The 23,664-nt window shown below is 69.3% G+C and carries 18 protein-coding genes and 1 pseudogene; 13 read left to right on the top strand and 6 right to left on the bottom strand.

The window, feature by feature from the left end:
• Positions 1 to 81 precede the first annotated feature (81 nt).
• The 5 genes from BTZ20_RS24275 (at position 82) to BTZ20_RS24255 (ending at position 3,485) form a co-directional block, all read left to right on the top strand.
• Positions 82 to 1,065, top strand: a complete 984-nt coding sequence (locus tag BTZ20_RS24275; RefSeq protein ID WP_077043116.1) for a pirin family protein — start codon at positions 82 to 84, stop codon at positions 1,063 to 1,065.
• A gap of 13 nt (positions 1,066 to 1,078) precedes the next feature.
• Entirely contained in the window at positions 1,079 to 1,849 is a 771-nt protein-coding gene (locus tag BTZ20_RS24270) for a crotonase/enoyl-CoA hydratase family protein (protein WP_077043115.1), read from the top strand.
• Positions 1,850 to 1,932: 83 nt separating this feature from the next.
• Positions 1,933 to 2,547 carry a TetR/AcrR family transcriptional regulator gene (locus tag BTZ20_RS24265; protein WP_189636540.1) on the top strand — a complete coding sequence of 205 codons (615 nt, stop codon included), beginning with the start codon at positions 1,933 to 1,935 and terminating at the stop codon, positions 2,545 to 2,547.
• Between the two features lie 40 nt (positions 2,548 to 2,587).
• Positions 2,588 to 3,088, top strand: a complete 501-nt coding sequence (locus tag BTZ20_RS24260; RefSeq protein ID WP_083742826.1) for a GtrA family protein — start codon at positions 2,588 to 2,590, stop codon at positions 3,086 to 3,088.
• A 28-nt stretch (positions 3,089 to 3,116) separates the two neighbouring features.
• Positions 3,117 to 3,485 (top strand): hypothetical protein, encoded by a 369-nt coding sequence (locus BTZ20_RS24255; protein WP_145982402.1) that lies wholly within the window; start codon positions 3,117 to 3,119, stop codon positions 3,483 to 3,485.
• 42 nt (positions 3,486 to 3,527) lie between these two features.
• Here BTZ20_RS24255 and BTZ20_RS24250 read toward each other — a convergent pair whose 3' ends face one another.
• Entirely contained in the window at positions 3,528 to 4,007 is a 480-nt protein-coding gene (locus BTZ20_RS24250) for a MarR family winged helix-turn-helix transcriptional regulator (protein ID WP_077043112.1), read from the bottom strand.
• Positions 4,008 to 4,147: 140 nt separating this feature from the next.
• Between BTZ20_RS24250 and BTZ20_RS24245 the strand changes: the two genes are divergently transcribed.
• The 4 genes from BTZ20_RS24245 to BTZ20_RS24230 all read left to right on the top strand — a co-directional run bounded on the left by BTZ20_RS24245 (position 4,148) and on the right by BTZ20_RS24230 (position 10,939).
• The gene (locus tag BTZ20_RS24245; RefSeq protein WP_077043111.1) at positions 4,148 to 4,984 is read left to right on the top strand and encodes an SDR family oxidoreductase; all 837 of its coding nucleotides are present in this window, start codon (positions 4,148 to 4,150) and stop codon (positions 4,982 to 4,984) included.
• Between the two features lie 151 nt (positions 4,985 to 5,135).
• The gene (locus BTZ20_RS24240; RefSeq protein WP_411269097.1) at positions 5,136 to 6,839 is read left to right on the top strand and encodes a SulP family inorganic anion transporter; all 1,704 of its coding nucleotides are present in this window, start codon (positions 5,136 to 5,138) and stop codon (positions 6,837 to 6,839) included.
• 60 nt (positions 6,840 to 6,899) lie between these two features.
• On the top strand, positions 6,900 to 9,263 hold the full coding sequence (locus BTZ20_RS24235) for an arylsulfatase (protein WP_077043110.1): 2,364 nt from the start codon (positions 6,900 to 6,902) through the stop codon (positions 9,261 to 9,263).
• 2 nt (positions 9,264 to 9,265) lie between these two features.
• Positions 9,266 to 10,939 (top strand): SulP family inorganic anion transporter, encoded by a 1,674-nt coding sequence (locus tag BTZ20_RS24230; RefSeq protein WP_077043109.1) that lies wholly within the window; start codon positions 9,266 to 9,268, stop codon positions 10,937 to 10,939.
• 51 nt (positions 10,940 to 10,990) lie between these two features.
• On the opposite strand, the pseudogene BTZ20_RS24225 reads toward BTZ20_RS24230, so the two are convergent.
• A pseudogene (locus BTZ20_RS24225) lies at positions 10,991 to 13,341 on the bottom strand (arylsulfatase).
• 137 nt (positions 13,342 to 13,478) lie between these two features.
• Between BTZ20_RS24225 and BTZ20_RS24220 the strand changes: the two are divergent.
• The gene (locus tag BTZ20_RS24220; protein WP_077043108.1) at positions 13,479 to 14,816 is read left to right on the top strand and encodes a DUF1254 domain-containing protein; all 1,338 of its coding nucleotides are present in this window, start codon (positions 13,479 to 13,481) and stop codon (positions 14,814 to 14,816) included.
• Positions 14,817 to 14,822: 6 nt separating this feature from the next.
• On the opposite strand, the gene BTZ20_RS24215 is transcribed toward BTZ20_RS24220, so the two are convergent.
• On the bottom strand, positions 14,823 to 16,049 hold the full coding sequence (locus BTZ20_RS24215) for an amidohydrolase (protein ID WP_077043107.1): 1,227 nt from the start codon (positions 16,047 to 16,049) through the stop codon (positions 14,823 to 14,825).
• A 149-nt stretch (positions 16,050 to 16,198) separates the two neighbouring features.
• Here BTZ20_RS24215 and BTZ20_RS24210 point away from each other — a divergent pair, with 149 nt between their 5' ends.
• Entirely contained in the window at positions 16,199 to 16,855 is a 657-nt protein-coding gene (locus tag BTZ20_RS24210; protein WP_077043957.1) for a GAP family protein, read from the top strand.
• On the opposite strand, the gene BTZ20_RS24205 is transcribed toward BTZ20_RS24210, so the two are convergent.
• Positions 16,824 to 18,536 (bottom strand): FUSC family protein, encoded by a 1,713-nt coding sequence (locus BTZ20_RS24205; RefSeq protein ID WP_223263498.1) that lies wholly within the window; start codon positions 18,534 to 18,536, stop codon positions 16,824 to 16,826. The two genes, BTZ20_RS24210 and BTZ20_RS24205, sit on opposite strands and share 32 nt — an antisense overlap.
• A 353-nt stretch (positions 18,537 to 18,889) precedes the next feature.
• Here BTZ20_RS24205 and BTZ20_RS24200 point away from each other — a divergent pair, with 353 nt between their 5' ends.
• Positions 18,890 to 19,678 carry a hypothetical protein gene (locus tag BTZ20_RS24200; RefSeq protein ID WP_077043106.1) on the top strand — a complete coding sequence of 263 codons (789 nt, stop codon included), beginning with the start codon at positions 18,890 to 18,892 and terminating at the stop codon, positions 19,676 to 19,678.
• Positions 19,679 to 19,767: 89 nt separating this feature from the next.
• Positions 19,768 to 20,766, top strand: a complete 999-nt coding sequence (locus BTZ20_RS24195) for a helix-turn-helix domain-containing protein (RefSeq protein WP_077043105.1) — start codon at positions 19,768 to 19,770, stop codon at positions 20,764 to 20,766.
• Here BTZ20_RS24195 and BTZ20_RS24190 read toward each other — a convergent pair.
• Both BTZ20_RS24190 and BTZ20_RS24185 read right to left on the bottom strand, forming a co-directional pair.
• Complete coding sequence (locus BTZ20_RS24190; RefSeq protein WP_077043955.1) at positions 20,742 to 22,277, bottom strand: bifunctional 3'-5' exonuclease/DNA polymerase; 1,536 nt, start codon at positions 22,275 to 22,277, stop codon at positions 20,742 to 20,744. The genes BTZ20_RS24195 and BTZ20_RS24190 overlap by 25 nt on opposite strands.
• A gap of 43 nt (positions 22,278 to 22,320) precedes the next feature.
• Positions 22,321 to 23,502 (bottom strand): low temperature requirement protein A, encoded by a 1,182-nt coding sequence (locus BTZ20_RS24185; protein WP_083742821.1) that lies wholly within the window; start codon positions 23,500 to 23,502, stop codon positions 22,321 to 22,323.
• Between the last annotated feature and the right edge of the window lie 162 nt (positions 23,503 to 23,664).

The following is a 23,664-nucleotide window of genomic DNA, read 5'->3' as shown; positions in this document are numbered from 1 at the left end:
CGCAGCGATACCCTGGATGCGGTCCGACGTAGGTTCGGGCGGAGTCCGTCGAGGGGCCGCTGCGCCCAGGATCGAGGAACGATGAGCAATCTCGACCCCGCTCCCGATGAGCTGGTCTGCGCCGCCGACGACGGCCGCGAGAGCGGCCCGCGGCTCCTGGACTACCGCGACGTCCCCCTCGGCGGCCCGCGCGCGATGCCGGTGCGGCGCTCGCTCCCACAACGCGCGCAGTCATTCATCGGCGCTTGGTGCTTCCTCGATCACTATGGGCCAGACGATGTCTCGGCGAGCGGCGGTATGAAGGTCGCCGGTCACCCGCATACCGGGCTACAGACAGTGTCCTGGTTGTTCACCGGGGAGATCGAACACCGCGACACCACGGGTGTCCATGCGCTGGTCCGGCCGGGCGAGATCAACCTGATGACCGCGGGCTCGGGAATCGCGCACTCCGAGTTCTCGACGCCGCAGACCTCCGTGTTGCACGGTGTCCAACTGTGGGTGGCGCTCCCGGGTGAACATCGTTTCACCGCACCCGCTTTCGAGCACTACGCGCCGCCGGTGGTCGATCACGGCGGGGTGCGGGTGCTGGTCTTCCTCGGCACACTCTTCGGGCAGCGGTCCCCGGTGAAGACGTTCAGCCCGCTGCTCGGCGCCGAGCTGACCCTGCCGCCCGGCCGGTCCCTGCAGCTCGACCTCGACCCCGCCTTCGAGCACGGCGTGCTGGTGGACACCGGTGGCGCGACGGTCGGCGGGGTGGGCGCGAAGCCGGGGCAACTGGTGTATCTGTCGCCGGGTGCCTCCCGGGTGGAGGTGCGGGCCTCCGACGACGAGCAGACGCGCATCCTGCTGCTCGGCGGTGAACCGCTCGGCGAGGAGATCGTCATGTGGTGGAACTTCATCGGCCGCAGCCACGACGAGGTCGTGCAGTTCCGCGAGGACTGGCAGCGCGAACGCTCGGATCAGGCCGCGGCCACGCCCGGACGGTACGGGCCGTTTCCCGCGCAGTGGCGCGAGACCATCCCCGCGCCGATCCTGCCGAACACGCGCCTCAAGCCGCGGCGCTGAGAAAGGCAAACCCATGACCGATGATGTGGTTCTCGTCCGACGGGACGGACCGGTCACGACCATCAGTATCAACCGGCCCGCCGTCCGCAACGCGGTGGACCGGCCCACGGCCGAGGCACTCGCCGCCGCCTTCCGTGACTTCGACGACGACCAGGACGCCGCGGTCGCCGTGCTGCACGGCGAGGGCGGAACCTTCTGTGCGGGAGCGGATCTGAAGGCGATCAGCTCAGGGGCGGGCAATCGGGTCGCGCTCGACGGTGACGGCCCGATGGGCATCTCGCGGATGCGGCTCTCGAAGCCGGTGATCGCCGCGATCGCCGGTCACGCGGTGGCGGGTGGGCTGGAGCTCGCCCTGTGGGCGGACCTGCGGGTGGCGGAGGAGGGCGCCGTTCTCGGCGTCTTCTGTCGGCGCTGGGGCGTTCCGCTCATCGACGGCGGAACGGTGCGCCTGCCGCGCCTGATCGGTGCCAGCCACGCCATGGACCTGATCCTGACCGGGCGGCCGGTCGACGCGGACGAGGCGCACCGCATCGGGCTGGTGAATCGGAAGGTCCCTGCGGGTGAGGCGGTGGCTGCCGCTCAGCGGCTGGCGGCCGACCTGGCGGCGTTCCCTCAGACCTGCATGCGTCAGGATCGGCTCTCCGTCCTCGATCAGGAGGGGCTGGCGGAGGACCAGGCGATGCTCGTCGAGTTGCGGCACGGCGCGATCTCCCTTGCGGACGGCACCTTCGAGGGTGCGATGCGCTTCGCGGAGGGCGCGGGGCGGCACGGCACCTTCGAGTGACCGCGGGCGGACCAGAAGGCGGCCCGTCCTTCGGGAATAGGATACGAAACGGTAGCGTATCTATATTCCAAATGGAGGTCACCGTGTCATCGTCAGCCAAGGCCGGCCGTCCGCGCGACGCGGACCGCGATCGGGCGCTGCTGGTCGCGACCCAGGATCTGCTGGCGGAGGTCGGATTCGACCGGCTGTCGATCGACGCCGTGGCGGCGCGGTGCGGGGCGGGCAAGACGACCGTCTACCGGCGGTGGGCGGGCAAGCCGGAGCTCGTCGCCGACGCGGTCGCGTTGCTCCACGAGATCGCCCTCGCCCCCGACACCGGAGACCTCCGGACCGACTTGGTGCTCATGGCCAGGTCCTGGCACGACCCGGACTCGCGGCGCGACGCGGTTGTCGGCGGCCTGCTGACTGGGATGGTGCACGACTGCGGACTGCGTGAGGCGGTCAACAAGGCCATCTCGGTGCCGTACAAGGAGGTTTTCGCGACGGTCGTCGCCAGGGCGGTCGAACGGGGGGAGGTGCGCGGCGACCGGGACATCGATCTGATCGGCGCCGTCTTCCCCGCGATCACCTTCCATCGGCTCTCGGTCATGGCGGAGCCGATCGACCTGGACTTCATCGAGCGGCTGGTCGACGGCGTCGTCGTGCCGGCACTGATCTCGGGCGGCTCGTCTCCTGCAGGCGACGCGGCGTCCCGCTGAGGGGGACAGATGCGGATGTCCGCGTCGAGAAGGGGCTTTCATGGACGACGTGATCACGTACGGTGACGGTCGCGGCGAACCTGCGCCCGTCCGCGACGATCCCGACGGGTCCTATCCCTGGATCGGGGGACGGACCGGGAGTCGTCGGCTGCGGGGCGACGGCGTCACCGCGCAGTTCATCCGGTTCGTCCTCGTCGGCGGATCGAGCAACATCGTGTACGCACTGGTGTTCCTCCTGCTCCACTCCCGGGGCGCGCTCGCGGCCAACGTCGCGGGCGTGGTGGTCAGCACCGCCCTGGCCAACGAACTCCATCGCAGGCTGACCTTCCACGCGTCCGCGCGGGTCCGCTGGTTCCCGGCGCAATGGGAGGGCGGCGGGCTTGCGCTCGTCGGCCTGGCACTGAGCACGCTCTCGCTTGCCCTGCTCGATTTCTGGCTGCCGTCGGTGGGCGGCTTGGTGCAGGCGGTCGCGGTGGTCGCGGTCAGTGCGTTCGTCGGTGTCCTGCGCTTCCTGGCCCTGCGTGGTTGGGTGTTCTCGTAGCGGAGTCGACCGCGAAGGGGTGGTGCAGATGGCTGAACCGAGGCTTCTGCTCATCGGCAAGCTCCAATCCACGCTGGATGTTCTGGCCGAAGAGCTGCGCCGTTTCGGCCGCGACGTGGTCGCGACCAACGACCGCGCCCTGATCGGGCAGACCCTGACCGAGGGGAAGGCGGACCTCGTCGTCATCGGCGGCGGGCTCGACGAACCCGCGCGAGCGGAGATGCGGGACTACGTGCTCGGGATCAGCCCGGAGATCCCGCTGTACCTGGCGCCGCGCGGCGAGGGGACCAGTCCCGCGACGGCGCTCACGTTCGCGAACGAGCAGATCGTGTTGTACAAGGTGCTGGCCGCCGCCGGCCGGGATCGATCCGAGGGGCAGAGAGACCCGGACCGGTGAGGCGCCAGAGCCAGGGCACCGAACGCCGCCGTGGAGCCGGGATCAGTGCGGAATGTCCCGAGTGGCGTCGTAGGCCCGCGGCAGCGCGTCCCCGGCGTTGAGCGCCAGCAGCAGTTGGTGCAGGTCCTCGCGCCGTGCGGGGTCGAGATCGGCCAGGGTCTCCTCGTTGAGCGAGGCCAGCAATCCGTCGGACTCGGCGGCGGCGCGCCTGCCCTCGTCGGTGATCGCGATGAGGAAGCGCCTGCGGTCCTGCGGATCCCGTGTCCGGCCTGCCAGTCCCAGCCCCTCGAGGTGATCGATGGACGCGACCATGGTCGTGGGATCGATGCGCAGCTGACTGCCGAGTTCGAGCTGGGAGCGGGCGCCCGCCTCCGCGAGTGCCTGCAGGATCAGGTAGTGCCGGGTTCGCAGCCCCAGGTCGGCCAGCCGATCCTCGCTGAGGCGGGACATCGCCTGTCCGAGCTTCATCAGTAGGCAGCCGGTGTGGCGTGCCGCGGCGTCGGAGACCAAGGGCTCGGCCATGAGTCGGCACCTCCGATTCCAGGGCGGTTGGGAGTGACGATCATATGGTGCCCGCGCCCCAGCACCGTGCTCGGCTTCCAGTATGGTCCGCTACAGAAACCATTCGCAGCACTGATTATTTTCACAGCGAGGGAGTTGGCATGGCCACCGAGTTCGTCCAGTCGATCGATCTGACCGGCAAGACCGTGTTCGTTGCGGGCGGCACCAGCGGGATCAACCTCGGCATCGCCGAGGACTTCGCCAGGGCAGGCGCCCGGGTCGCGGTCATGAGCCGCAGGCAGGAGAAGGTTGACGCCGCGGTCGAGCGGCTGACCGCGCTCGGGGCCGAGGCCATGGGCGGCAGCGCGGACGTTCGCGACTATGCCGCGACGGAGACGGTGCTCAAGGCCGCGCACGACCGGTTCGGCGACTTCGACGTGATGGTCTCGGGCGCCGCGGGCAACTTTCCCGCCGCGGCACTGGGGCTCTCGGCCAACGGATTCAAGTCGGTCGTCGACATCGACCTGCTCGGCACCTTCAACGTCCTGCGCGCCGCGTACCCGTTCCTGCGCAAGCCCGGCGCCTCGGTCATCAACATCTCCGCGCCGCAGGCCGTCCTCCCGACGGTGACGCAGGCGCACGTGTGCGCGGCGAAGGCAGGCGTCGACATGCTCACCAAGGTGCTCGCCCTGGAGTGGGGTCCGGCCGGGGTCCGGGTCAACGGTGTGATCCCGGGCCCGATCGACGGGACCGAGGGCATGGCGCGCCTCGCACCGACCGAGGCGGACCGGGCCCTCGTCACCAACAGCGTTCCCCTGCGCCGATACGGCACCCCGCGCGACGTCGCCAACGTGTGCCGGTTCCTGGCGTCCCCGCTCGCCGATTACGTGTCGGGGGTTGTCCTGGCCACCGACGGCGGATGGGCGCTCGGTGGTGCGTCGGCCACGATGGGCGTCATCGGTCAGCCGTTGCTCGACGCCACCGGCGCCGGAGCCTGATCGGTCTCCCGTCGCGTCAGCCCGTCGACGACAGCCTCGTATTTTGTCGGCCGTTCCGGTCGAGCGGATGCGCCTCACCCTCACGAGGTGAGGCGCGTCCGGGGTCGGAGCACCGATCATGAGGCAACCGTACGAAGGGAGCCGGCCGAAAGTGAACACGACAGACAAGGCAGGGCGGCGCTGGTTGCTGTTCGGCTCCCTCCAGGGCTACCAGGGCAAGTGGGCCCGTCCCGACGTCATCGCCGGACTCACGGTCTGGGCGGTGCTGGTGCCAGAGGCCCTGGCCTATGCGACCATCGCCGGCGTGCCGCCGGTGGTGGGACTCTACGCCGCCATCCCGTCACTGATTCTCTATGCGGCGGTGGGCAGTTCGCGGCACCTGGTGGTCGGGCCGATGTCCGCGACGGCGGCCCTCTCCGCGGCCATCATCGCGCCACTGGCAGGGGCCGACGGCGGCAAGTACCTCGCGCTGTCCGCGGTGCTGGCCATCGCGACGGGCATCGTGGGCCTGCTCGCGGGGATGATCCGGCTCGGCTTCATCGCGTCCTTCATCTCCGAGCCGGTACTCAAGGGCTTCATCGTCGGACTCGCGCTGACCATCATCATCGGCCAGGTGCCCAAGCTGTTCGGGGTGCCGAAGTCCGAGGGCAACTTTTTCGAGCAGGCCTGGGGCGTCATCAGTCACCTCGGTGACACCGACTGGCGGACACTGACCGTCGGCCTGCTGAGTCTCGCTGTGGTGCTGGGGCTCAAGCGCTGGCTGCCGCTGGTCCCGGGTTCGCTGCTCGCCGTGCTGCTCGGGATCGCGGCGGTCACGGTGTTGGGATTGGACGGCGAGGGTGTCGAGATCGTCGGGCACATCGACTCCGGGCTGCCCTCGGTCGGGCTGCCGGGCGGCGTCGGGTTCGACGACTACGTTGACCTGCTGGGGCCTGCTGTCGGCGTGCTGCTCATCGGCTTCGCGGAGGGCCTTGGTGCGGCCAAGACGTACGCGGCGAAGGCCGGCTACGAGGTGGACGCCAACCGCGAGCTGATGGGCCTGGGGGCGGCGAACCTCGGATCGGGCCTGGCGTCGGGCATGGTCGTCAACGGCAGCCTCTCGAAGACCGCGGTCAACGGGGGAGCGGGTGCGAAGAGTCAGGTCAGTGGCCTGGTCGTGGCGGCGCTCACGGTGGTCACGCTGCTCTTCCTCACCGGGCTGTTCGAGAAGTTGCCCGAGGCCACGCTGGCCGCCGTCGTCATCGCGGCGGTGATCGAACTGGTCGACGTGTCCGCGCTGAGGCGGCTCTACGGTGTGTGGACGCAGCGGCTCGGCAGCATCTACGGGCCCGCCGCCCGCGCCGACTTCGCCGGCGCGGTCGCCGCGATGATGGGCGTGCTGCTGTTCGATACCCTCCCCGGCCTGGTGATCGGTATCGGGGTGTCGATGCTGCTGCTGCTCTATCGCTCGTCGCGTCCGCACGTCGCGGCACTCGCGAAGGAGGGCTCGCTGTGGGTCGACGCCGAGCGTCATCCGGAGATCGCCACCCGCCCGGACGTGGTGGTGGTCCGCGTCGAGGCCGGCCTGTTCTTCGCGAACGCCGATCATGTGAAAGATCGCATCGAGGCGCTCTGCACCGACGAGACCCGCACGATCGTGCTGGACGCCGAGACATCGCCGTTCGTCGATGTCAGCGCCGCCCAGATGTTGATGCAGCTGCGGGACACGCTCGGGCGCAAGGGGATCGAGCTACGGGTTGCTCGAGATATCGGGCAGTTCCGGGACACGCTCAAGCAAGCGGCTCCCGACGGTCGAAGCATCGGGTTGTATCCGACCGTCACCGAGGCCCTCGCGGATCAGGGTTCGGGCATCTGACATGGCAGTCCAGTCCACGGCCGGCTGGATGCGGGAACACGACGGAAAGGTCTCGACATCATGAGCAATGACGTGAATGGTCTTCAGCGCGGAACCCTTCCGATCCCGGACCTCGCGTACACCGGCACGGTCACCTACGACGCCACGGACCCGGACACCAAGTTCCCGCCGATCGGGCGGCTGCTCCCTCCCGAGGGCGCCCCGAACGTGCTCGTGGTGTTGATCGACGACGTGGGCTTCGGTGCCTCGAGCGCCTTCGGCGGTCCGATCGATACCCCGAATTTCGAGCGGGTCGCGGCGCAGGGCCTCAAGTACACCCGTTTCCACACCACCGCGCTGTGCTCCCCGACGCGCGCCGCCCTGCTGTCAGGGCGCAATCACCACACCGTCGGGATGGGCGGCATCACCGAGATCGCCACCAGTGCACCTGGCTACAGCTCGCTGCGGCCCAACAACTGTGCGCCCCTGGCCGAGACCTTGAAGCTCAACGGCTACAACACCGCCCAGTTCGGCAAGTGCCACGAGGTCCCGGTGTGGGAGGCCTCGGCGGTGGGACCGTTCGACCACTGGCCGCACCCCGGCGGCGGATTCGAGTACTTCTACGGGTTCCTCGGCGGCGAGACCAATCAGTGGTACCCGGCGATCTACGAGAACACCTCGCCGGTCGAGCCGTGGGGCACGCCCGAAGACGGCTACCACTTCATGGGCGACATGACTGACAAGGCCATCGACTGGACCCGGCAGCAGAAGTCCCTCGCCCCGGACAAGCCGTTCTTCACCTACTTCGCACCCGGCGCCACGCACGCCCCGCACCACGTGCCGACGGAATGGGCCGACAAGTACAAGGGGAAGTTCGACCAGGGCTGGGATGCCCTGCGCGAGGAGACCTTCGCCCGGCAGAAGGCGCTCGGCGTCATCCCGCAGGACGCCGTGCTCACCGAGCGCAGCCCCGGTATCCCCGCCTGGGACGAGATGAGCGAGACCATCAAGCCGGCCCTCGTCCGTCAGATGGAGGTCTACGCGGGCTTCCTCGACTACGCGGACCACCACGTCGGTCGCCTCCTCGACGCGCTCGAGGATCTCGACGTGCTCGGCGACACCCTCGTCTACGTGATCATCGGCGACAACGGCGCCTCGGCCGAGGGTTCGATGCACGGGACGACCAACGAGGGCTTCACGATCAACCACATGAACGACATCGAGACCGAGGAGTACGTCGCCGCCCACATCGACGACCTCGGCACCCCGAGTTCGTACAACCACTATGCGGTCGGCTGGGCACACGCCATGGACACGCCCTACCAGTGGACCAAGCAGGTGGCCTCGCACTGGGGCGGCACCCGCAACGGCACCATCGTCAGCTGGCCGAACGGCATCGCGGCGCGCGGCGAGATCCGCAGCCAGTTCGCCCACGTCATCGATGTTGCGCCGACGGTGCTGCAGGCGGCGGGGATTCCCGAACCGTCGACGGTGCACGGCGTGACGCAGCATCCGTACGAGGGCACCGCGATGAACTACACCTTCGCCGACGCCGACGCGGCCGAGCAGCACGTGACGCAGTACTTCGAGATGGTGGGGAACCGCGCGATCTATCACAAGGGCTGGACCGCGGTCGCCAAGCACAAGGATCCGTGGCTCGGTTCGGATCACGGCCTGGACGAGGACGTGTGGGAGCTGTACGACGTCGAGAACGATTGGACGCAGTCGAATGACCTGGCCGCCGAGTACCCGGACAAGCTCGCCCACCTGCAGCGGCTGTTCCTCGTCCAGGCGGCCCGATTCAACGTGTTGCCGATGGACATTCGGACGGCGGAGCGGTTCAACCCGGATCTCGCGGGCCGTCCGGCGCTGATCACGGCGCAGAGTCAGACGCTCTACCGCGGCATGCGGCGCCTGAGTGAGAACTCGGCCATCAACATCAAGAACAAGTCGTTCACGGTGACTGCCAAGGTCGAGGTGCCTGCCGACGGTGTGAACGGGGTGATTGTCGCGCAGGGAGGTGCCTACGGCGGGTGGTCGTTCTACGCGCTCGACGGCAAGCTCGCCTTCGCCTACAACCTGCTCGGCATCGACACGGCCATCGTCCGTTCGGATACCTCGGTGGCACCCGGAAAACAGGAACTGCGCGTGCATTTCGCGTACGACGGCGGAGGACTCGGTAAGGGCGGCACTGTCTCGCTCTTCGGTGCCGATCGGAAGGTCGGGGAGGGCCGCGTCGAACGCACCATCCCTTTCCAGTTCACCTTTGACGAGACCCTCGACGTCGGACAGGATCTCGCATCGCCGGTGTCGCCGGACTACGAGGCAACCGGGAATGCGTTCACCGGAACCATCGACCGGGTGGTCATCGACCTCGGGGAGGACGATCACAGTCACCTCGTCGAGCCCGAGCACCTGATGAACGTCGCGATGATGAAGCAGTAGTCGTGACTGGGCTCAAAACGCGGCGTGATGCCGCGGTGCTGGCTCCGACGCTGGTCGGCTACCGAAAGTCCTGGCTGCGTTCCGATGTGGTCGCGGGTCTCAGCGCCGGTGCCGTGGTGATCCCGCAGGCGATGGCCTACGCGACGATCGCGGACATGCCGGTGCAGATCGGTCTGTACACCTGCATGGTCCCGATGGTCGTGTACGCGATGCTCGGCGGGGCCAGGGCCGTCAGCGTCAGCACCACGTCGACGATCGCCGTGCTGACGGCGTCGACGATGATCGGGGCCGGCATCGCGGCCGGCTCGGAGGACGCGCAGACCTCGCTCATGACGCTGACCCTGCTGGTCGGCGTGATCCTGCTGTTGGCGCGGGTGCTCAAACTCGGTTCGATCATCGAGAACATCAACGAGGCGACGCTGACCGGCATCAAGGTGGGCGTCGGGTTGACGGTGGCCGCGAGTCAGCTGCCGAAGTTGCTCGGCGTGCCGTCCGACCCGGACGCGACGGGATTCTTCCGGGTGGTGTGGTCGGCGCTGCGGCAGATCGGTGACGCGAACGGTGCGACGGTGCTCCTCGCCGCCGGGTCGATCGGCGCGCTGTACGCGATGTCGAAGCTGGTGCCCCGGATCCCCGGACCGCTGGTGGTGGTCGCGGCCGGGATCGGGCTGGTCGCGTTCGCGGGACTGGACGGCCGCGGTGTGGAGCTGATCGCAGAAGTCCCGCAGGGCATTCCGCTACCGGGCATCCCGAGCCTCGATGACATCGGCGCGCTGATTCCCGGCGCGCTGGCGATCGCGGCGATGGCCTTCCTCGAGACCGTGTCGGTGGCGCGTGGGGTGCGCAGGCAGGGCGAGCCGCAGATCGACAGCGACCAGGAGATGCTGGCAAACGGTGTGGCCTCGGTGGCCGGGGCGTTCTTCCACACCCTGCCGCCTGCGGGCGGGTTCTCGCAGACGGCGGTGGCGTTGCGGGCCGGAGCGCGGACCCAGGCCAGCGGGCTGGTGACCGCGGCGCTGGCGGTACTGGTGGCCCTGTTCCTCGCCCCCGTGCTCAGCGACCTGCCGCAGGCGACGCTCGGGGCGATGGTGGTGGTCGCGACGCTCGGCCTGGTGGACATCGGCGCGTTCGCCAGGTTCTGGCGGATCAACAAGCTCGAGTTCTGGATTGCGCTGGCGACGGCCTTGATCGGGCTGACGGCAGGCCTGCTGCCCGCGGTTGCCGTCGGCGTGCTGTTCACCCTGTACCTGGTCCTGCGGGAGCTCAACCGACCGCACGTGGTCCAGCTGCACCAGGGCGCGGACGGTCGGTGGATCGGCGGTGACGAGGATGCGCCGACCGATCCGACCGATCCGCTTGTGCTTCGGATCAATTCGGCCCTGTACACCGCGAACGTGCTGGCCAACGTCACGGCGATCGCGGAACGCATCGAGGCCGCGGGCGCGAAGACCGTCGTGCTGGACTGTTCACGGGCGTGGAAGATCACCACCACGGTGATGCATCACATCCGGGACCTCGCGGAGGATCTGTCAGCTCGGGGCGTCACGATCTGTTTCGTGGCCGTGCCGCAGCGCGACCTGGAGACGGCCCGCAAGACGGAGCTGGGTCGGCAGTTCGAGGAGTCGGGACGGATCTTCGCGACCGTCGACGACGCGATAGGCGCTTCGCGCCCGTGAGTCCTTCTGGCCCCACTGCGGACCAAAAGGACTCACGGGCGGCGGAGCCGCCTACTGGTGCTTGAGCACCGCGGCGAGGGCGTCCTCGGGGTCGATCAGGTGGCTGTGGTCATCGTCGCCCAGCTCGATGTCGGCCCAGTCGATCTTGCCGTTGAACTTGCCACGCTCGGTCTTGTAACCCTCGTACACCGGCATGCCGGTGTCGATGCCGACGTCCAGGCCCTCGTCGAAGGAGAAGTACAGCGGATGGGTGCGCTCGACATGGGCACTGCCCGACTCGTCGCCGTCGACGTAGATCGTCGCGGTGCCACCGCGGCCGATTCCACCACCGTCGTAGGCGAATTCGACGCGCACCTGGTGCTCGCCGGGCGACAGGGCATCCTCCGAGAGCACCGTGGTCCGGCGCAGTCCGCAGTAGTTGTAGTGATAGCCGAGCTTGCCGCCCTCGGTGAACAGCGCCCAGCCGCCGGTCCGGCCACCCTGCGTGACGACCACTCCCTCGGCGCCGCCGTCGGGGACCTGGATCTGCGCGGTCACCGAGTAGCTGCGGTTCTTGATGTTGATCGCGACGTTCTCGCCCAACCGGGTCATGCCCTCGAACAGCCGTAGCTTGTCGCCCTGCACCAGGGTCGGGCGACCGGCGAGGACCGGGTTCATCCGCTCCGCGGCCCGGTCATCGAGCGGGAGCACGTTGTAGCGGGCGGCCTCGATGATGAACAGCTGCTGCAGCTGGGCCAGCTTCTCCGGGTGCTGCGCCGAGAGGTCGTGTGCCTGCGTCCAGTCCGTGGTGGTGTCGTAGAGCTCCCACACGTCCAGCGAGAAGTCCGGCGCCTGGGCCACCACGTCCCACGGCGTGCGGTGCTTGGTGACCGCGGTCCAGCCGTCGTGGTAGATGCCGCGGTTGCCCATCAGCTCGAAGTACTGGGTCTTGTGCCGCTCGTCGGCCTCGGAGTCGTTGAACGAGTAGGCGAACGAGGTGCCGTGCATCGGCACCTGGGTGACGCCGTTGACCGTGTGCGGCTGCGCCAGGCCCGCCAGCTCGAGGATGGTCGGGGCCACGTCGATCACGTGATGCCACTGGGTGCGGATCTCGCCCTTGGCGTCGATGCCGCCCGGCCAGTGCATGATCGTGCCGTTGCGGGTACCGCCGTAGTGCGAGGCCACCTGCTTGGTCCACTGGTACGGCGTGCACATCGCGTGTGCCCAGCCGACCGCGTAGTGGTTGTAGGCCTCCGGTCCGCCGATCTTGTCGAGGTGCTCGTTCCAGAACTCGACGGTCTCGTACTCGCCGCCACCGTTGGAGGCGGTGGTGATCATGTAGCTCCCTCGAGGCCGCCCTCGGCGGAGGCGCCGTTGTCGCCGATGATGTAGAGGATCAGGGTGTTGTCCAGCTCGCCGATCTCCTCGATGGCGTCGACGACCCGGCCCACGTGGAAATCCGCGTACTCCAGGAATGCCGCGTACACCTCCATCTGATGCGCCAGGATCGGCTTGCGTTCATCGGGGATGTCGTCCCACGCCATGATGCCGTCGGGGCGGGCGGTGAGGTCCGAGTCGGCGCCGATCACGCCGAGCTGCAGCTGCTTCTTGAAGGTCTCGTCGCGGACCGCGTCCCAGCCCTGGTCGAACTTGCCCTTGTACTTGGCGATCCAGTCCTTCGGCACGTGGTGCGGGGTGTGGGTGGCGCCCGGTGCGAAGTAGGTGAAGAACGGCTTGTCCGGGGTCAGCGCCTGCTGCTGCTTGATGTAGTCGATGGCCTTGTCCGCGAGGTCCGGCATCAGGTGGTAGTCCGGGTCGTCCGGCGGCAGGATCGCGGAGACACCGTCGACCAGGGCGGGCTGCCACTGGTTGGTCTCGCCGCCGATGAATCCGTAGAACCGCTCGAAGCCGCTGAACGCGGGCCAGTGGTCGAACGGTCCGGTGGGACCCGACTCCCAGGTCGGCACCTCGTGGCACTTGCCGAACTGCGCGGTGTTGTAGCCGTTCTGGCGCAGGATCTCCGCGAGCGGGGTGCAGGAGTTCGGTCGGGTGGACCGGTAGCCCGGCGCGGGCGTCGCGGTCTCGGTGATGTGCCCCATACCCACCGCGTGGTGGTTGCGGCCGGTGAGCATCGCGGCGCGGGTCGGCGAGCACAGCGAGGTGGTGTGGAACCGGGAGTACTTCAGCCCGCCAGCGGCCAGGCGCTCGGCAGTCGGCGTGTGCACCGGGCCGCCGAACGCGCTGGAAGCGCCGAATCCGACGTCGTCGAGCAGCACCAGCAGCACGTTGGGGGCGCCGGCGGGCGGCCGGTTCATCTCGATCGGGGGCAGCTTCGCTTCAGGGTGCTTGGCGTCGAAGAACAACGGCCCCTGATATTGCTGGTCGGGAATGGGGAGTACGGAACCGGGCAGCTGCTCGGGCATGGATGACCTTCCTGTCGACGACACGATTGCCACCGACGCTAGGTCGGCTCGATTGTTCGCAACTCACACGAGACGGGTGAGGTCGCCGGACCTTCCCCCGTGGTGCCATGGGGAACGTCGGAGAAGGGGTGTGTTCGGTGGGTAGCGAACTGAAGGATCTGGCCGCCAAGGCCTACGTGTACGGATTCCCTCTGGTGTTCAACCTGGATCAGGTCCGCCGCTACACGACGACGGGCGTCGGGGCCAACGCGGCAGCACCGTTCAACGAGTTCAGTCACGCCGCCGAGCTCGCCGGGCCGAAGGACACCTTCGTCTCCATCAACAACGACACCGTGTACTCCATGGGGCAGCTCGACCTCACCAATGGTCCGCTGCTGCTGGAGGTTCCGGACACCGACGGCGCCTACTACGTGCTCCAGTTCGTGGACGCCTGGACCGACAATTTCGCGTACGTGGGCAAGCGCGCCACCGGCACGGCCGCGGGGCGGTACCTGCTCACCCCGCCGGGCTGGTCGGGGCAGACGCCGGCTGGCGTCCGCAGGATCTCCTGCCCCACCGTGGTCGCGTCGATCGTGGGGCGGTGGGCCTGCGCCGGTGAGGACGACCTGCCCCGCGTTCGTGCCCTGCAGCAGCAGCTCACGCTGACGGAGGTGGGCGAGCAGACCCGACCCCTTGGTTTGCCCACCCCGGATCCGAACCTGCCCGAGGCGCTGGCGTTCTGGGAGAAGCTCCGGGTCTACCTGCAGGCCTACCCGCCCGCGGCCCAGGACCTGCCGCTCCAGCAGGCCTTCGAGCCGCTCGGCCTGCTGGAGTGGGGTGCCTCGCCGTACGCCGAGGCCGACCCGGAGTTGGTCGACGCGCTGACCGCCGGGGCGAAGGCGGGCCACGACGGACTCGTGGCCGCCCTCAAGTCCGGGGCGGGCGACACCATCGTCAACGGATGGCATCAGCCGTTCCACATCTTCGACTACAACGACGACTACTTCGAGATCGGCACCATCAACTCGCCGGAGTGGCGAATCGACGACCGCACCAAAGCGATCGGGCTGCGCGCGGCCGCGGCGATGGGCGGGCTGTGGGGCAACCACGGATACGAGGCGGCCTACGCCCCGGTCTACCTCGACGGCGACGGCGCCGAGTTGAGCGGAGAGCGCAGCTACACGCTGACCTTCGCGCAGACGCCGCCGGTGGACGCGTTCTGGTCGATCACCATGTACGACGTGCCGGAGTACTACCTGGTCGACAACCCGATCGACCGCTACTCGATCGGCGACCGCACCCCCGGGCTGGTCTACGCGGAGGACGGCTCGCTGACGATCACCCTCAGCGCCGCCGAACCGACCGACCCGACCGCGCTGGCGAACTGGCTGCCGACCCCTGCTGCGGGTTTCCGCCCGCTGCTGCGGATGTACAGCCCGCGGCCCGAGGTGTTCGACGGAACCTACGAGATCCCGCCGATCGTCAGGGTCGGCTGAACAGATTCAGCCCTGTCCCAGCCGCTCCCGGGCGGCCGCCACCAGCGCCTCCATGCCGATGGTCAGGGTCGGCTCGATGACAGGAGCGAACCGCGCTGAGTGGTTCGACGGGATGTCGTGGTCGGTGGTCCCGGCCGCGGCGGCCCGCATGAATGCCTCCGGATCGGCGCCGCCGAAAAGCCAATAGCAGCAGGGCGCCCCGGACGCGGTCGCGAAGACGCCGACGTCCTCGCTGCCCGTGACGGGCCCCGGGTCGAAGACGTGATCGCTGCCGAACCGGGCGCGGAATACGGCGGCGGTGCGCTCCACGGCCGCCGGGTCGTTGACCAGGACCGGAAAGCTGTCGATCGGGGTGATCTCGGGCGCACGGGTCGCGCCCGCGGCGGCGGCCTCGGCATCGACGATGCGGGTGACCGCGTCGAGGACCCTGGTACGTACCGCGGCATCGTAGGTGCGGATGTTGACCTCGAGCACGGCCTCGTCGGGGATGATGTTGTCCTTGGTGCCCGCGCGGAGTGAACCGACCGTCAGCACCACCGTGTCGGTCGCGGCCACCGTCCGCGACACCACGGTCTGCAGCCTCAGCACCGTCGACGCGGCCATCACCACCGGATCGATCGTGGTCTCGGGCCGCGAACCGTGGCCGCCTTTGCCGAACATCTTGATTCGCAGTGCGTCCGTCGCGGCGAAGGCGGGTCCCGGCCGGACGGCGAGCATGCCGGCCGGAAACGGGCCCACGTGCTGCCCGAGCACCACGTCTGGGGTGCCGAACCTGTCGAACAGGCCGTCGTCGACCATGGCCTGCGCGCCGCCACCGAGTTCCTCGGCCGGCTGGAATACCGCGAGAATCGTTCCACGCCAGCCGGTTCGGTCTCCCGCCAACTCCTCCAGCGCACCGAGCAGGCACACCACGTGCATGTCGTGGCCGCACGCGTGCGCCACCGGGACATCCGCGCCGTCGGGATCGGTGCCGCGCGCGGTGCTGGCGTAGGGCAGCCCGGTCTCCTCCGCGACCGGCAGTGCATCCATGTCGGCGCGCAGCAGCACGATGGGGCCGTCGCCGCGGCGCAGCGTTCCGACGACACCGGTCCCGCCCACGCCCGTGCTGGTCTCGAAACCCAGCGCGCGCAGCCGGTCCGCGACGATGCCCGCGGTCCGGGTCTCGTGGAACGACAGCTCGGGGTTGGCGTGCAGGTCCTTGTACAGCTCGGTGAGTGCCGTGGTGTCGACCATGGCGGTCCTTCCGCTCGACGGGCACCCAGTCAAACCCGGACTGTCGGTCGGCGTCTCATGCTTCGCGGGTGAATCGGCGGACCGTGACGAACGCTAACCTTCGGCGGGATCGGCGGCAGTGCCCGCCGTCCGTATGAGTGGAGGACGACATGGGCGAGCTGATCTTGCTGCTGATCCCGGAGATGATCGGGCTGGTCATCACCCCGGCCGCGATCGCGGGCTGCGTGCTGCTGTTGCAGTCGGACAACCCGATCCGCAATGCGCTGAGCTTCGGTGGCGCATTCCTGATGGTGTACACCGTGATCGGGGTGGCGGCGCTGCTCGGCGGGGCAGGGGATCCGTCGGCGACCTCACAGACCGTGTCGCACTGGATCGGGCTCTGTGTCGGTGTGCTCTTCCTGGTGGTGGGACTGTTCCAGCTGCTGCAGCGCCGCAAGCTCGTCGCCGAGACGCCCAAGTGGATGCTCGAGCTGGAGGAGGCGACCCCGCGCACCTCATTCGTGATCGGTCTGCTCCTGGCCAATCTCAATCCGAACCTGTTCATCATGCTCTCGGGCATGAGCATCATCTCGAGCTACGGCTCGACGTGGCCGGAGGCACTGGTCGGGACCGTCCTGTTGCTGCTGGCCTCGGTGCTCGACTTCCTGGTCCCGATCGGGGTCTACCTGCTCCTCGGTGACCGCGCGCGTCGCGGGCTGGACCGCGCGAAGACGTGGATGATCCGCCGCAACAAGGAACTCGGTGTCGGGGTGTTCCTCGGATTCGGCGTGCTGTTCACCCTCCGCGGGGCGCTCGCGCTGATCTGACGGCGCGCACCCGATCCTCCCATCCGTCCGGATCGGCGAGCCGCCCCTCGGGGTCCGTCGCCCAGCACTGCGCGAGCAGGTCGTACCCCAGCGTGCAGATCTCGAGGTGCCGCGGCCACTGCCGCTGCGTCCACGCACGCTCGTTGTGAGCGGCATCGGCCGCGCTCAAACCCGCACCGATCAGCTCGAATTGGACGTCCCGTCGCAGCGCCATCACGGCGGGCGCGGTCGGTGCGGTGGTACGCAGCCCGGATACCAGGGCGAGCGCGGTGTCGAGCGTGCGGTTCTCGGTCCAGCGGAGGTCGCGACGGTGCGCGCGCGGGGCCACCGACCACAGGACGGCCAGCGCCACGACGACGCCGAGCAGGGTCTCGAGGAACCTGTTGAGGATCATCGGCCCGATGTCCGCGTCGGGATGCGAGGCGCCACCGATGAGCATCGCCAGCGGGGTGATGAAGATGACCGCGAGCCCGTAGTTGCGGGCTATGTACAGCTCGATCAGGAACTGCAACACCATCAGCAACACGATCAGGCCTGCGCCGGTCGGCGTGAGCGCATACAGCGCGGCGAACAGCACCAGACCCGCCGCCGTCCCGACGAAGCGGTGCACTCCGCGCACGGTGCCGCGGATCCGGTCGGGTCCCTGGTGCAGGACCAGGACCGCCGCGATCACCGCCCAGTCCGGCCGATCCAAGCCAACGGCCACGCTCAGCGAGCCCGCGACGAGGCACGCCAGCAGCACCCGCAGCGAGGTGGTGCAGGCGTGCGAGTCGAGGGCGAGCGAGCGCCGCATGCGGTACCGGAAATCGGGTCGCGCCAACGGGATCTGCGGGGCGGGCGCGTCGAGTTCGAGGTCCGGGCCGTCCTCGGCGTCGGAGCGGGCGACCCCCACCAGTCGCAGGTGTGCGGACAGCAGCGACCGGACGGGATCCGAGTTGGGTCGGCGCTCCGGCAGCCCCGCGTCGTAGACCGCCGCCCAGGCTGCGTGCACCGCGGTCGCGGCCTGGTGTCTCGCCGCGACCGCGGGGGCATCGCTGCTGCGCAGGTCGACATAGGCGTTCACCGACCGCACGGCCGCGGCCACGGCGTCGCGCTCGGGTGCCCGGCGGTCGCGGAGTGCCCCCGCCATCGCCACGACCAGCGCGCTGACCACGCCGATTGCCGTGCAGCCCACGATGACCGCGGCCGAGATCCCGGACCTGGACATGATCGTGGCGACCGCACACGTCAGCACGAAGAAGAACGATCCGGGCGGGCCGAGCCTCGCCGCGGACACCACATAGGTCCCGACGAGCGCGACCGCGGCGAGCATCGCGACCTCGATCAGCGCCGGTGTCGCCGAGTCGAAAGGCCAAGTCCGGTAGACGGTTCCGCCGACCAGCGCGCCGAGGCCCGCGGCCGTGAACAGTGCGGCGCCTGCCAGGAGAACGACTCGCCAGCGGGCCCGGTACGGCCTGCCCTCGCCGTAGATGACCGCAAAGGCGCCGAGGCTGAAGATCAGCGCCTGCTCCTGGTGGCCGAACGCGACGGCGAGGAGCGCGGGCACCCCGAACGCCAGTGCCGCCCGCACCCCACCCGGCCATCGCCTGCCCGCGGGCGGGAGACCGAACGCCAGCGACCGCGTCCGCGGTGCCGGAGGCAGCCGGGCATTGCGTGAGGGGTCGGGGGTCACATCGGGCACCGTCCAATTCAACTCCACCTCGATTCGGACGCCGCCACCTGCGTCCGCGTGCGTAGGCGGCGCCACGCTCGCGTGGGATGGGAGAAATGGCCGCGGAATCGATCCGCGGGACCGTGCGATTCGCGCACGAGGTTTCGACAATTCGCGCCTGGGTGCGCGCACCGGTTTCGGCCGCCGACGCCCGCGGGCCGGTCCTACCTGCGAGTTCGAGTCACCAGGTCGATATCGACAATGACCGTCCATTTCGGCACCCCGAAAACCAATGGTTTTAGGGGTCATTTACTTTCCGGCCCTGTGTGAGGATGCACCGATGACATTGGATGTCACTCATTCGCCGGACCGAATGCCGGTCTATGCGCGCTGACACCGAACGGCTGCCCATCGTCGCAGCGAATTCGACCGGTCTCGTCAGGCCACATGTCCCCGGGTGCGTCGCGCCGTCGGGACGCATCCCGGGCAGCACCTTCGCAGTCGGACGGTACCGCCTGCTCTCCTGCTGTGGCGCGGTGCCGTCTGCGGAGTTCTGGCGCGGGCTCGACCTGGTCACCGGCCGTGAGGTCGGGCTGACCCTCTTCACCGGCGACGGCGTCCGCGGCGACCCTGGCCCGCAGGTGGACACGGACGAGATCTTCGCCCGCACCGTCTGGATGTGCGGCATCCGCGCCTCGGCCGTCCCGCGGATCGTCGACATGGTCGACGCGGAATCGGCGGGGGCGGTCGTCACCGAGTGGGTACCGAGCTGCTCGCTGTCCGAGGTCGTGGAGGGCCGGCTGTCGGCGGTCGACGCCGCGGCCGCGGTCCGGCCCCTGGCGCACGCGGTGTGCCGGGCGCACGAGGTGGACGGCGTCCTCGCCCTCGACGATCCGGATCGGCTCCGCGTGAGCATGGAAGGACATGTGTTCCTGGCCTTTCCTGGACCGCTCCCGGATGCCGACCGTTCCTGCGACGTGCGTGGTCTCGGCGTGGCACTCGCCACCCTCGCGACCGGGGACCGTTCCGGGGCGGGTGCCGCGGCGCTGCACCCGCGGGCGCCCTCGCCCGTTGCGGAGATCATCCACCGGACCGTCGGCGGGGGCGCCGACGTCAGCGCGAAGTGGGTGGCGCACCTGCTCGACGAGGTCGCCGCCGCTCCGGCCTGGTGAATCGGTCTCGTACGAGACCGTACGGTCCGCTCGGGCTGTAGTCTTCACCGCACAGAAGGTTCCTTTGTCGGGGGTGGGCAGGGGTGCGTATGAAGGGGAAGTCTCTACCGCAGGCCGCGTCGTTGACCCAGCAGTTCGCCGACGGTCTGCGTCTCAGCGGGCCGGAAGGCCTCGAGACCCTGTCGGCGGCGGCCGACATGGTGGCGATCAACCCTGACCGTTTCCGTGCCGTCATGCACTCGGCGGATTTCGGTTCGATCCGGGTGAACAGGCTTCGGACCTCGGCGGTTTCGGGGATCCGGGCGCCGGACCGGCTGGCGGACGACCACGGCGTGTACCTGTCGATGGTGTGCGTTCGGTCGGGGGAGATCCGGATCCGGCAGAACCGCGTCGCCAGCTGTGCGGAGGCGGGCCAGATCGCCTTCGTGGACTTCGCCGCCCCCTTCGAGGTCGAGCTCTCCCATCGCGGGGACTACGTCTTCGTCTACCTGCCGCACGACCTGCTGACCGCACGGTCGGTGGACACCAGAACCCTGGTCGGGGCCGCGGTCACCGCCTCGCCGCTCGGAGACACGATCGCCGCGGCGATCGAGAAGTTCGCGGTAGCCGACGTGTGCGGCCCTGGCTCCGCGGAGGCCGCGCTGATCGAGCGCGCGATCCTCGACCTGTGCCTGGCGGTGATCCACCAGGCGACCGGCGATACCCAGGTTCGTGACGAGATCGGTCTCCGAAACCGAGCGCGGGCAAGGGAATTCGTCGAGAGCAACTTCACCGACCCCAGGCTGACGATTGCTCAGGTCGCCTCGAGCATCAACGTCAGCCCCCGCTACCTGCAGAAGCTGTTCGAGGACGAGGAGTACTCGGTCTACGAGTTGATCCGTCGACGTCGGGTCCGGTGGGGTGTCGCCCTGCTGACCGATCCGGGCGCCGCGCACCTCACCATCAGTCAGGTGGCGCTCCGCAGTGGCTTCGTCGGTCTGAGTCAGTTCAGTCGCGCGGTCCGGGACATCGCCGGAGACTCGCCGCGGGGGATCCGCCGGCAAGCCGAACTGGCTGCGCCACTTCAGGTCTCGAGTGGATCGGCGTAGCAGTCCCGCACCGCGACGTCCATCGGGAAGCGCACCCTCGTGTCGCCGAACAGCAGCCGGGTGGCGGCCTCCGTCGCGGCCAGCACGTGCGCGGTGGCGGACTCCGGATCGCGACAGTGTACGACCACCTCGTCGTGCTGGAAGAACACCAGTTCGGCGGTGTCGTCGTCCGCGATTCGTCGCCGGAGATCGGCCAGCAGGCACAGCGCCCACTCCGCCGCCGTTGCCTGCACCACGAAGTTGCGGGTGAACCGGCCGCGTGCGTGTGCATCTCCGCCGGACCACCAGTCGGCGTCCGGTGGCGGACAGGCCCTGCCCAGCCAGGAGTGCACAACCTCGCCGCGTTCGCCCGCCCGCGCGGCATCCTCGACGTAGTGAACCGCGACCGGAAAACGCTTGCGCAGCAAGGTCAGCAGTGCGCGGGACTCTCCTGCGGTGGCCCCGTACAGGACGCCGAGGATCGCCACCTTGGCCTTGCCGCGATCGTCGTCGAACACCTCGGTGGCGACCGGCGCATAGAGGTCGTCCGCGCCCGCCGCGGCGACCATAAGCGGGTCGCCGGACATGGCCGCCAGAATGCGGGGCTCGAGTTGCCCGGCGTCGGCGATGACGAATGTGTGCCCGGGGTCTGCGATGACGCTGGTGCGCAAGGCTTTCGGGATCTGCAGTGCCCCTCCGCCGCGACTGGCCCAGCGTCCGGACACCACCCCGCCCGGAACGTAGACGGGCCGGAATCGGTCGCCGCGCACCCAGGTGTCGAGCCAGGTCCAGCCGTTGGCGGCGTGCAGTTTGGCCAGATCGCGGTAGTGCAGCAGGGGCTCGATCGCCGGGTGGTCGACGTCGCGCAGCAGGTAGGCGCGGGTGGAGGTGAGCTCGACGCCGTCGCGGGCGAAGGCCTCGACCAACTCGATGTGCGACGCGGGGTTGACGCGCCGCCCGAATGCCGTGCTGATCACCTCGGTGATCTCCCGGATCCGCTGTGGCACAGCGTCTCCGGTGGTTCGCGGGCCGAGGGTGCGTTCGAGCAGCCGGTGGTGCTCGCGGGCGGAGAACGGCAGTCCGTGGTGACTCATCTCGGCGGCGGCGAGAGCGCCTGCGGACTCGGCGGCGACCAGCAGGCGCAGGCGCGGATCGTCACCGATCAGCGCGAGCTGCGCGTCGTGGTCCGCGACCACCCGCGCGGGGTCGAGGGGTGGCGCCGCGTCGAACAGGCCGGGGCGTTCGTCTGCCGGGGGCTGCGGGGAGACGGCGGGCCCGCCCGCCCGCACGCTCAGCAGGGCGCCGGTGAGCGCCAGGTCGTGGCAGCGCTGCACGCGAAGGCCGTCGCGCAGCACGGCGGGATAGACGGCAGCGGTGTCCGCCCACACCCACCGCGGGTGCTCGCCCGGTTCGAGGGCGCGCACCGCGGCGGACGGGTCGGGAAAGGGGAGCGGGTCGCCCAGCGCGCGCCCGCGGTCGTCCGTGCGGATCGCCAGGGCCCGCTCGGGTCCTGGCACCAACACGATTCGCACGGCGCCCAGTGTGCCGTGCGGGTACGACAACACCCGGGATCGGTCAGTGCGCGCCGTGCCGGATCTCGTCGCGGTGCTCGGCGAAGCGCACCGTCTCGAAGAGGATGAGCCCCAGCAGGACCGCGGCGAGCAGCCCGAGCGAGGCCAGCGCTGGCAGGTGCCAGGCCAGCGGGATCAGCGCCACCAGCACGACCGCGGTGGTGATCCGTCCGAGGTTGACCGGCCCCATCAGCCTGGTCACGTACGCCTTGAAGGCGGCCAACCCCAGTAGGAAGAGCGCCGCGCCGCCGAAGAGCGCCACCAGCGGGATGCCGTAGAGGGGGTCGGTGAGGGTGTGATGGCTGCCGTCGCCGACGTAGTTCAGCACCTTCTTCAGGCCCAGCGAGATCAGCACGATGCCGACCACCATCGGTAGGTGCAGGAAGGTGTACCCGCCGCGCGCCAGCTTGATCTGCGTCGCGCCGGTGGCTTCGGAGAGGGCGCGCTCGGCGGCCAGGGTGGTGGTGTCGAAGTACGCCCACCAGAGCAGCCCGCTGACTGCCAGCCCGAGCAGCGAGCCGACCACGATCGGCCAGGCGATGGGCAGCGCTGTCACCCCGATGCCGATGGACACGATGGACTCGCCGAGCGCGACGATGATGATCAGCCCGTGTCGTTCGGCGAAGTGGCTCGGGGAGTTCAGCCGCCAGCCCTCGCCGCCGAGCAGGGTGCCCAGGTAGTCGCCGACGAGCGCGGCCAGCCACATCAGGGTCTGCGCGGTGCCGGTGAGCTGGGACGCGATCAGCAGCAGGGTGGTGCCGGCGACCATGGACGGGACGAACCGGAGCAACTGGCCGCGCAGCTGGGGGTCGCCCGCGCTCGCGATCCAGAAGGTGACCAGGTGCATCAGCCGGACGAAGAAGTAGCCGACGGCGAAGACCACCGGGCCGGAGAGACCGCCGGGCAGGTCGTCGAAGGCCTCGGGGATGGTCAGCGCGACGATGAACATCGAGCCCATCGCGAAGAACATCGCCACCCGCGCGAAACCCTCGTCGGCGCGCACCACATTCGCCAGCCACGCGTAGCCGATCCAGCTCCACCACAGGACCGCCATCACCAGCACGCCGCGCACCAGGTTCCTGGCCGAGGTGTCGTCGGCCATCAGCGCCGTGACGCCTGTCAACGCGAAGACGAAGACGAGGTCGAAGAACAGCTCGAGTGGGGAGACGGAGGACCGTTCCTGCATTGCCTGCATATGGGTTCGCCTGGGAAATTCCACTCGGCTACTGTGCCACCACGAAAGGGCCTGCGCAGGGGGTCGGGGAGCACTAGTGTCCCGTCGGGTAACCGGGCGTCGCCCGGTCGCCCCGGCTGACTGCGAGCGAGCCCGGTGTCGTCGGTAAGCTTG

Source organism: Rhodococcus sp. MTM3W5.2 (assembly GCF_001984015.1).
In the GTDB taxonomy this organism is placed as follows: Bacteria; Actinomycetota; Actinomycetes; order Mycobacteriales; family Mycobacteriaceae; genus Rhodococcus_G; species Rhodococcus_G oryzae.
The sequence above is the reverse complement of the archived record's forward strand: the minus strand, read 5'-3'. Positions and strand labels throughout refer to the sequence as shown.

Excerpts from the sequence above, each read along its gene's own strand:
- BTZ20_RS24275 (WP_077043116.1), top strand. The coding sequence starts at position 82 with ATGAGCAATCTCGACCCCGCTCCCGATGAGCTGGTCTGCGCCGCCGAC.
- BTZ20_RS24270 (WP_077043115.1), top strand. The coding sequence starts at position 1,079 with ATGACCGATGATGTGGTTCTCGTCCGACGGGACGGACCGGTCACGACC.
- BTZ20_RS24260 (WP_083742826.1), top strand. The coding sequence starts at position 2,588 with ATGGACGACGTGATCACGTACGGTGACGGTCGCGGCGAACCTGCGCCC.
- BTZ20_RS24255 (WP_145982402.1), top strand. The coding sequence starts at position 3,117 with ATGGCTGAACCGAGGCTTCTGCTCATCGGCAAGCTCCAATCCACGCTG.
- BTZ20_RS24250 (WP_077043112.1), bottom strand. The coding sequence starts at position 4,007 with ATGGCCGAGCCCTTGGTCTCCGACGCCGCGGCACGCCACACCGGCTGC.
- BTZ20_RS24245 (WP_077043111.1), top strand. The coding sequence starts at position 4,148 with ATGGCCACCGAGTTCGTCCAGTCGATCGATCTGACCGGCAAGACCGTG.
- BTZ20_RS24235 (WP_077043110.1), top strand. The coding sequence starts at position 6,900 with ATGAGCAATGACGTGAATGGTCTTCAGCGCGGAACCCTTCCGATCCCG.
- BTZ20_RS24215 (WP_077043107.1), bottom strand. The coding sequence starts at position 16,049 with ATGGTCGACACCACGGCACTCACCGAGCTGTACAAGGACCTGCACGCC.
- BTZ20_RS24210 (WP_077043957.1), top strand. The coding sequence starts at position 16,199 with ATGGGCGAGCTGATCTTGCTGCTGATCCCGGAGATGATCGGGCTGGTC.
- BTZ20_RS24200 (WP_077043106.1), top strand. The coding sequence starts at position 18,890 with ATGCGCGCTGACACCGAACGGCTGCCCATCGTCGCAGCGAATTCGACC.
- BTZ20_RS24195 (WP_077043105.1), top strand. The coding sequence starts at position 19,768 with ATGAAGGGGAAGTCTCTACCGCAGGCCGCGTCGTTGACCCAGCAGTTC.
- BTZ20_RS24185 (WP_083742821.1), bottom strand. The coding sequence starts at position 23,502 with ATGCAGGAACGGTCCTCCGTCTCCCCACTCGAGCTGTTCTTCGACCTC.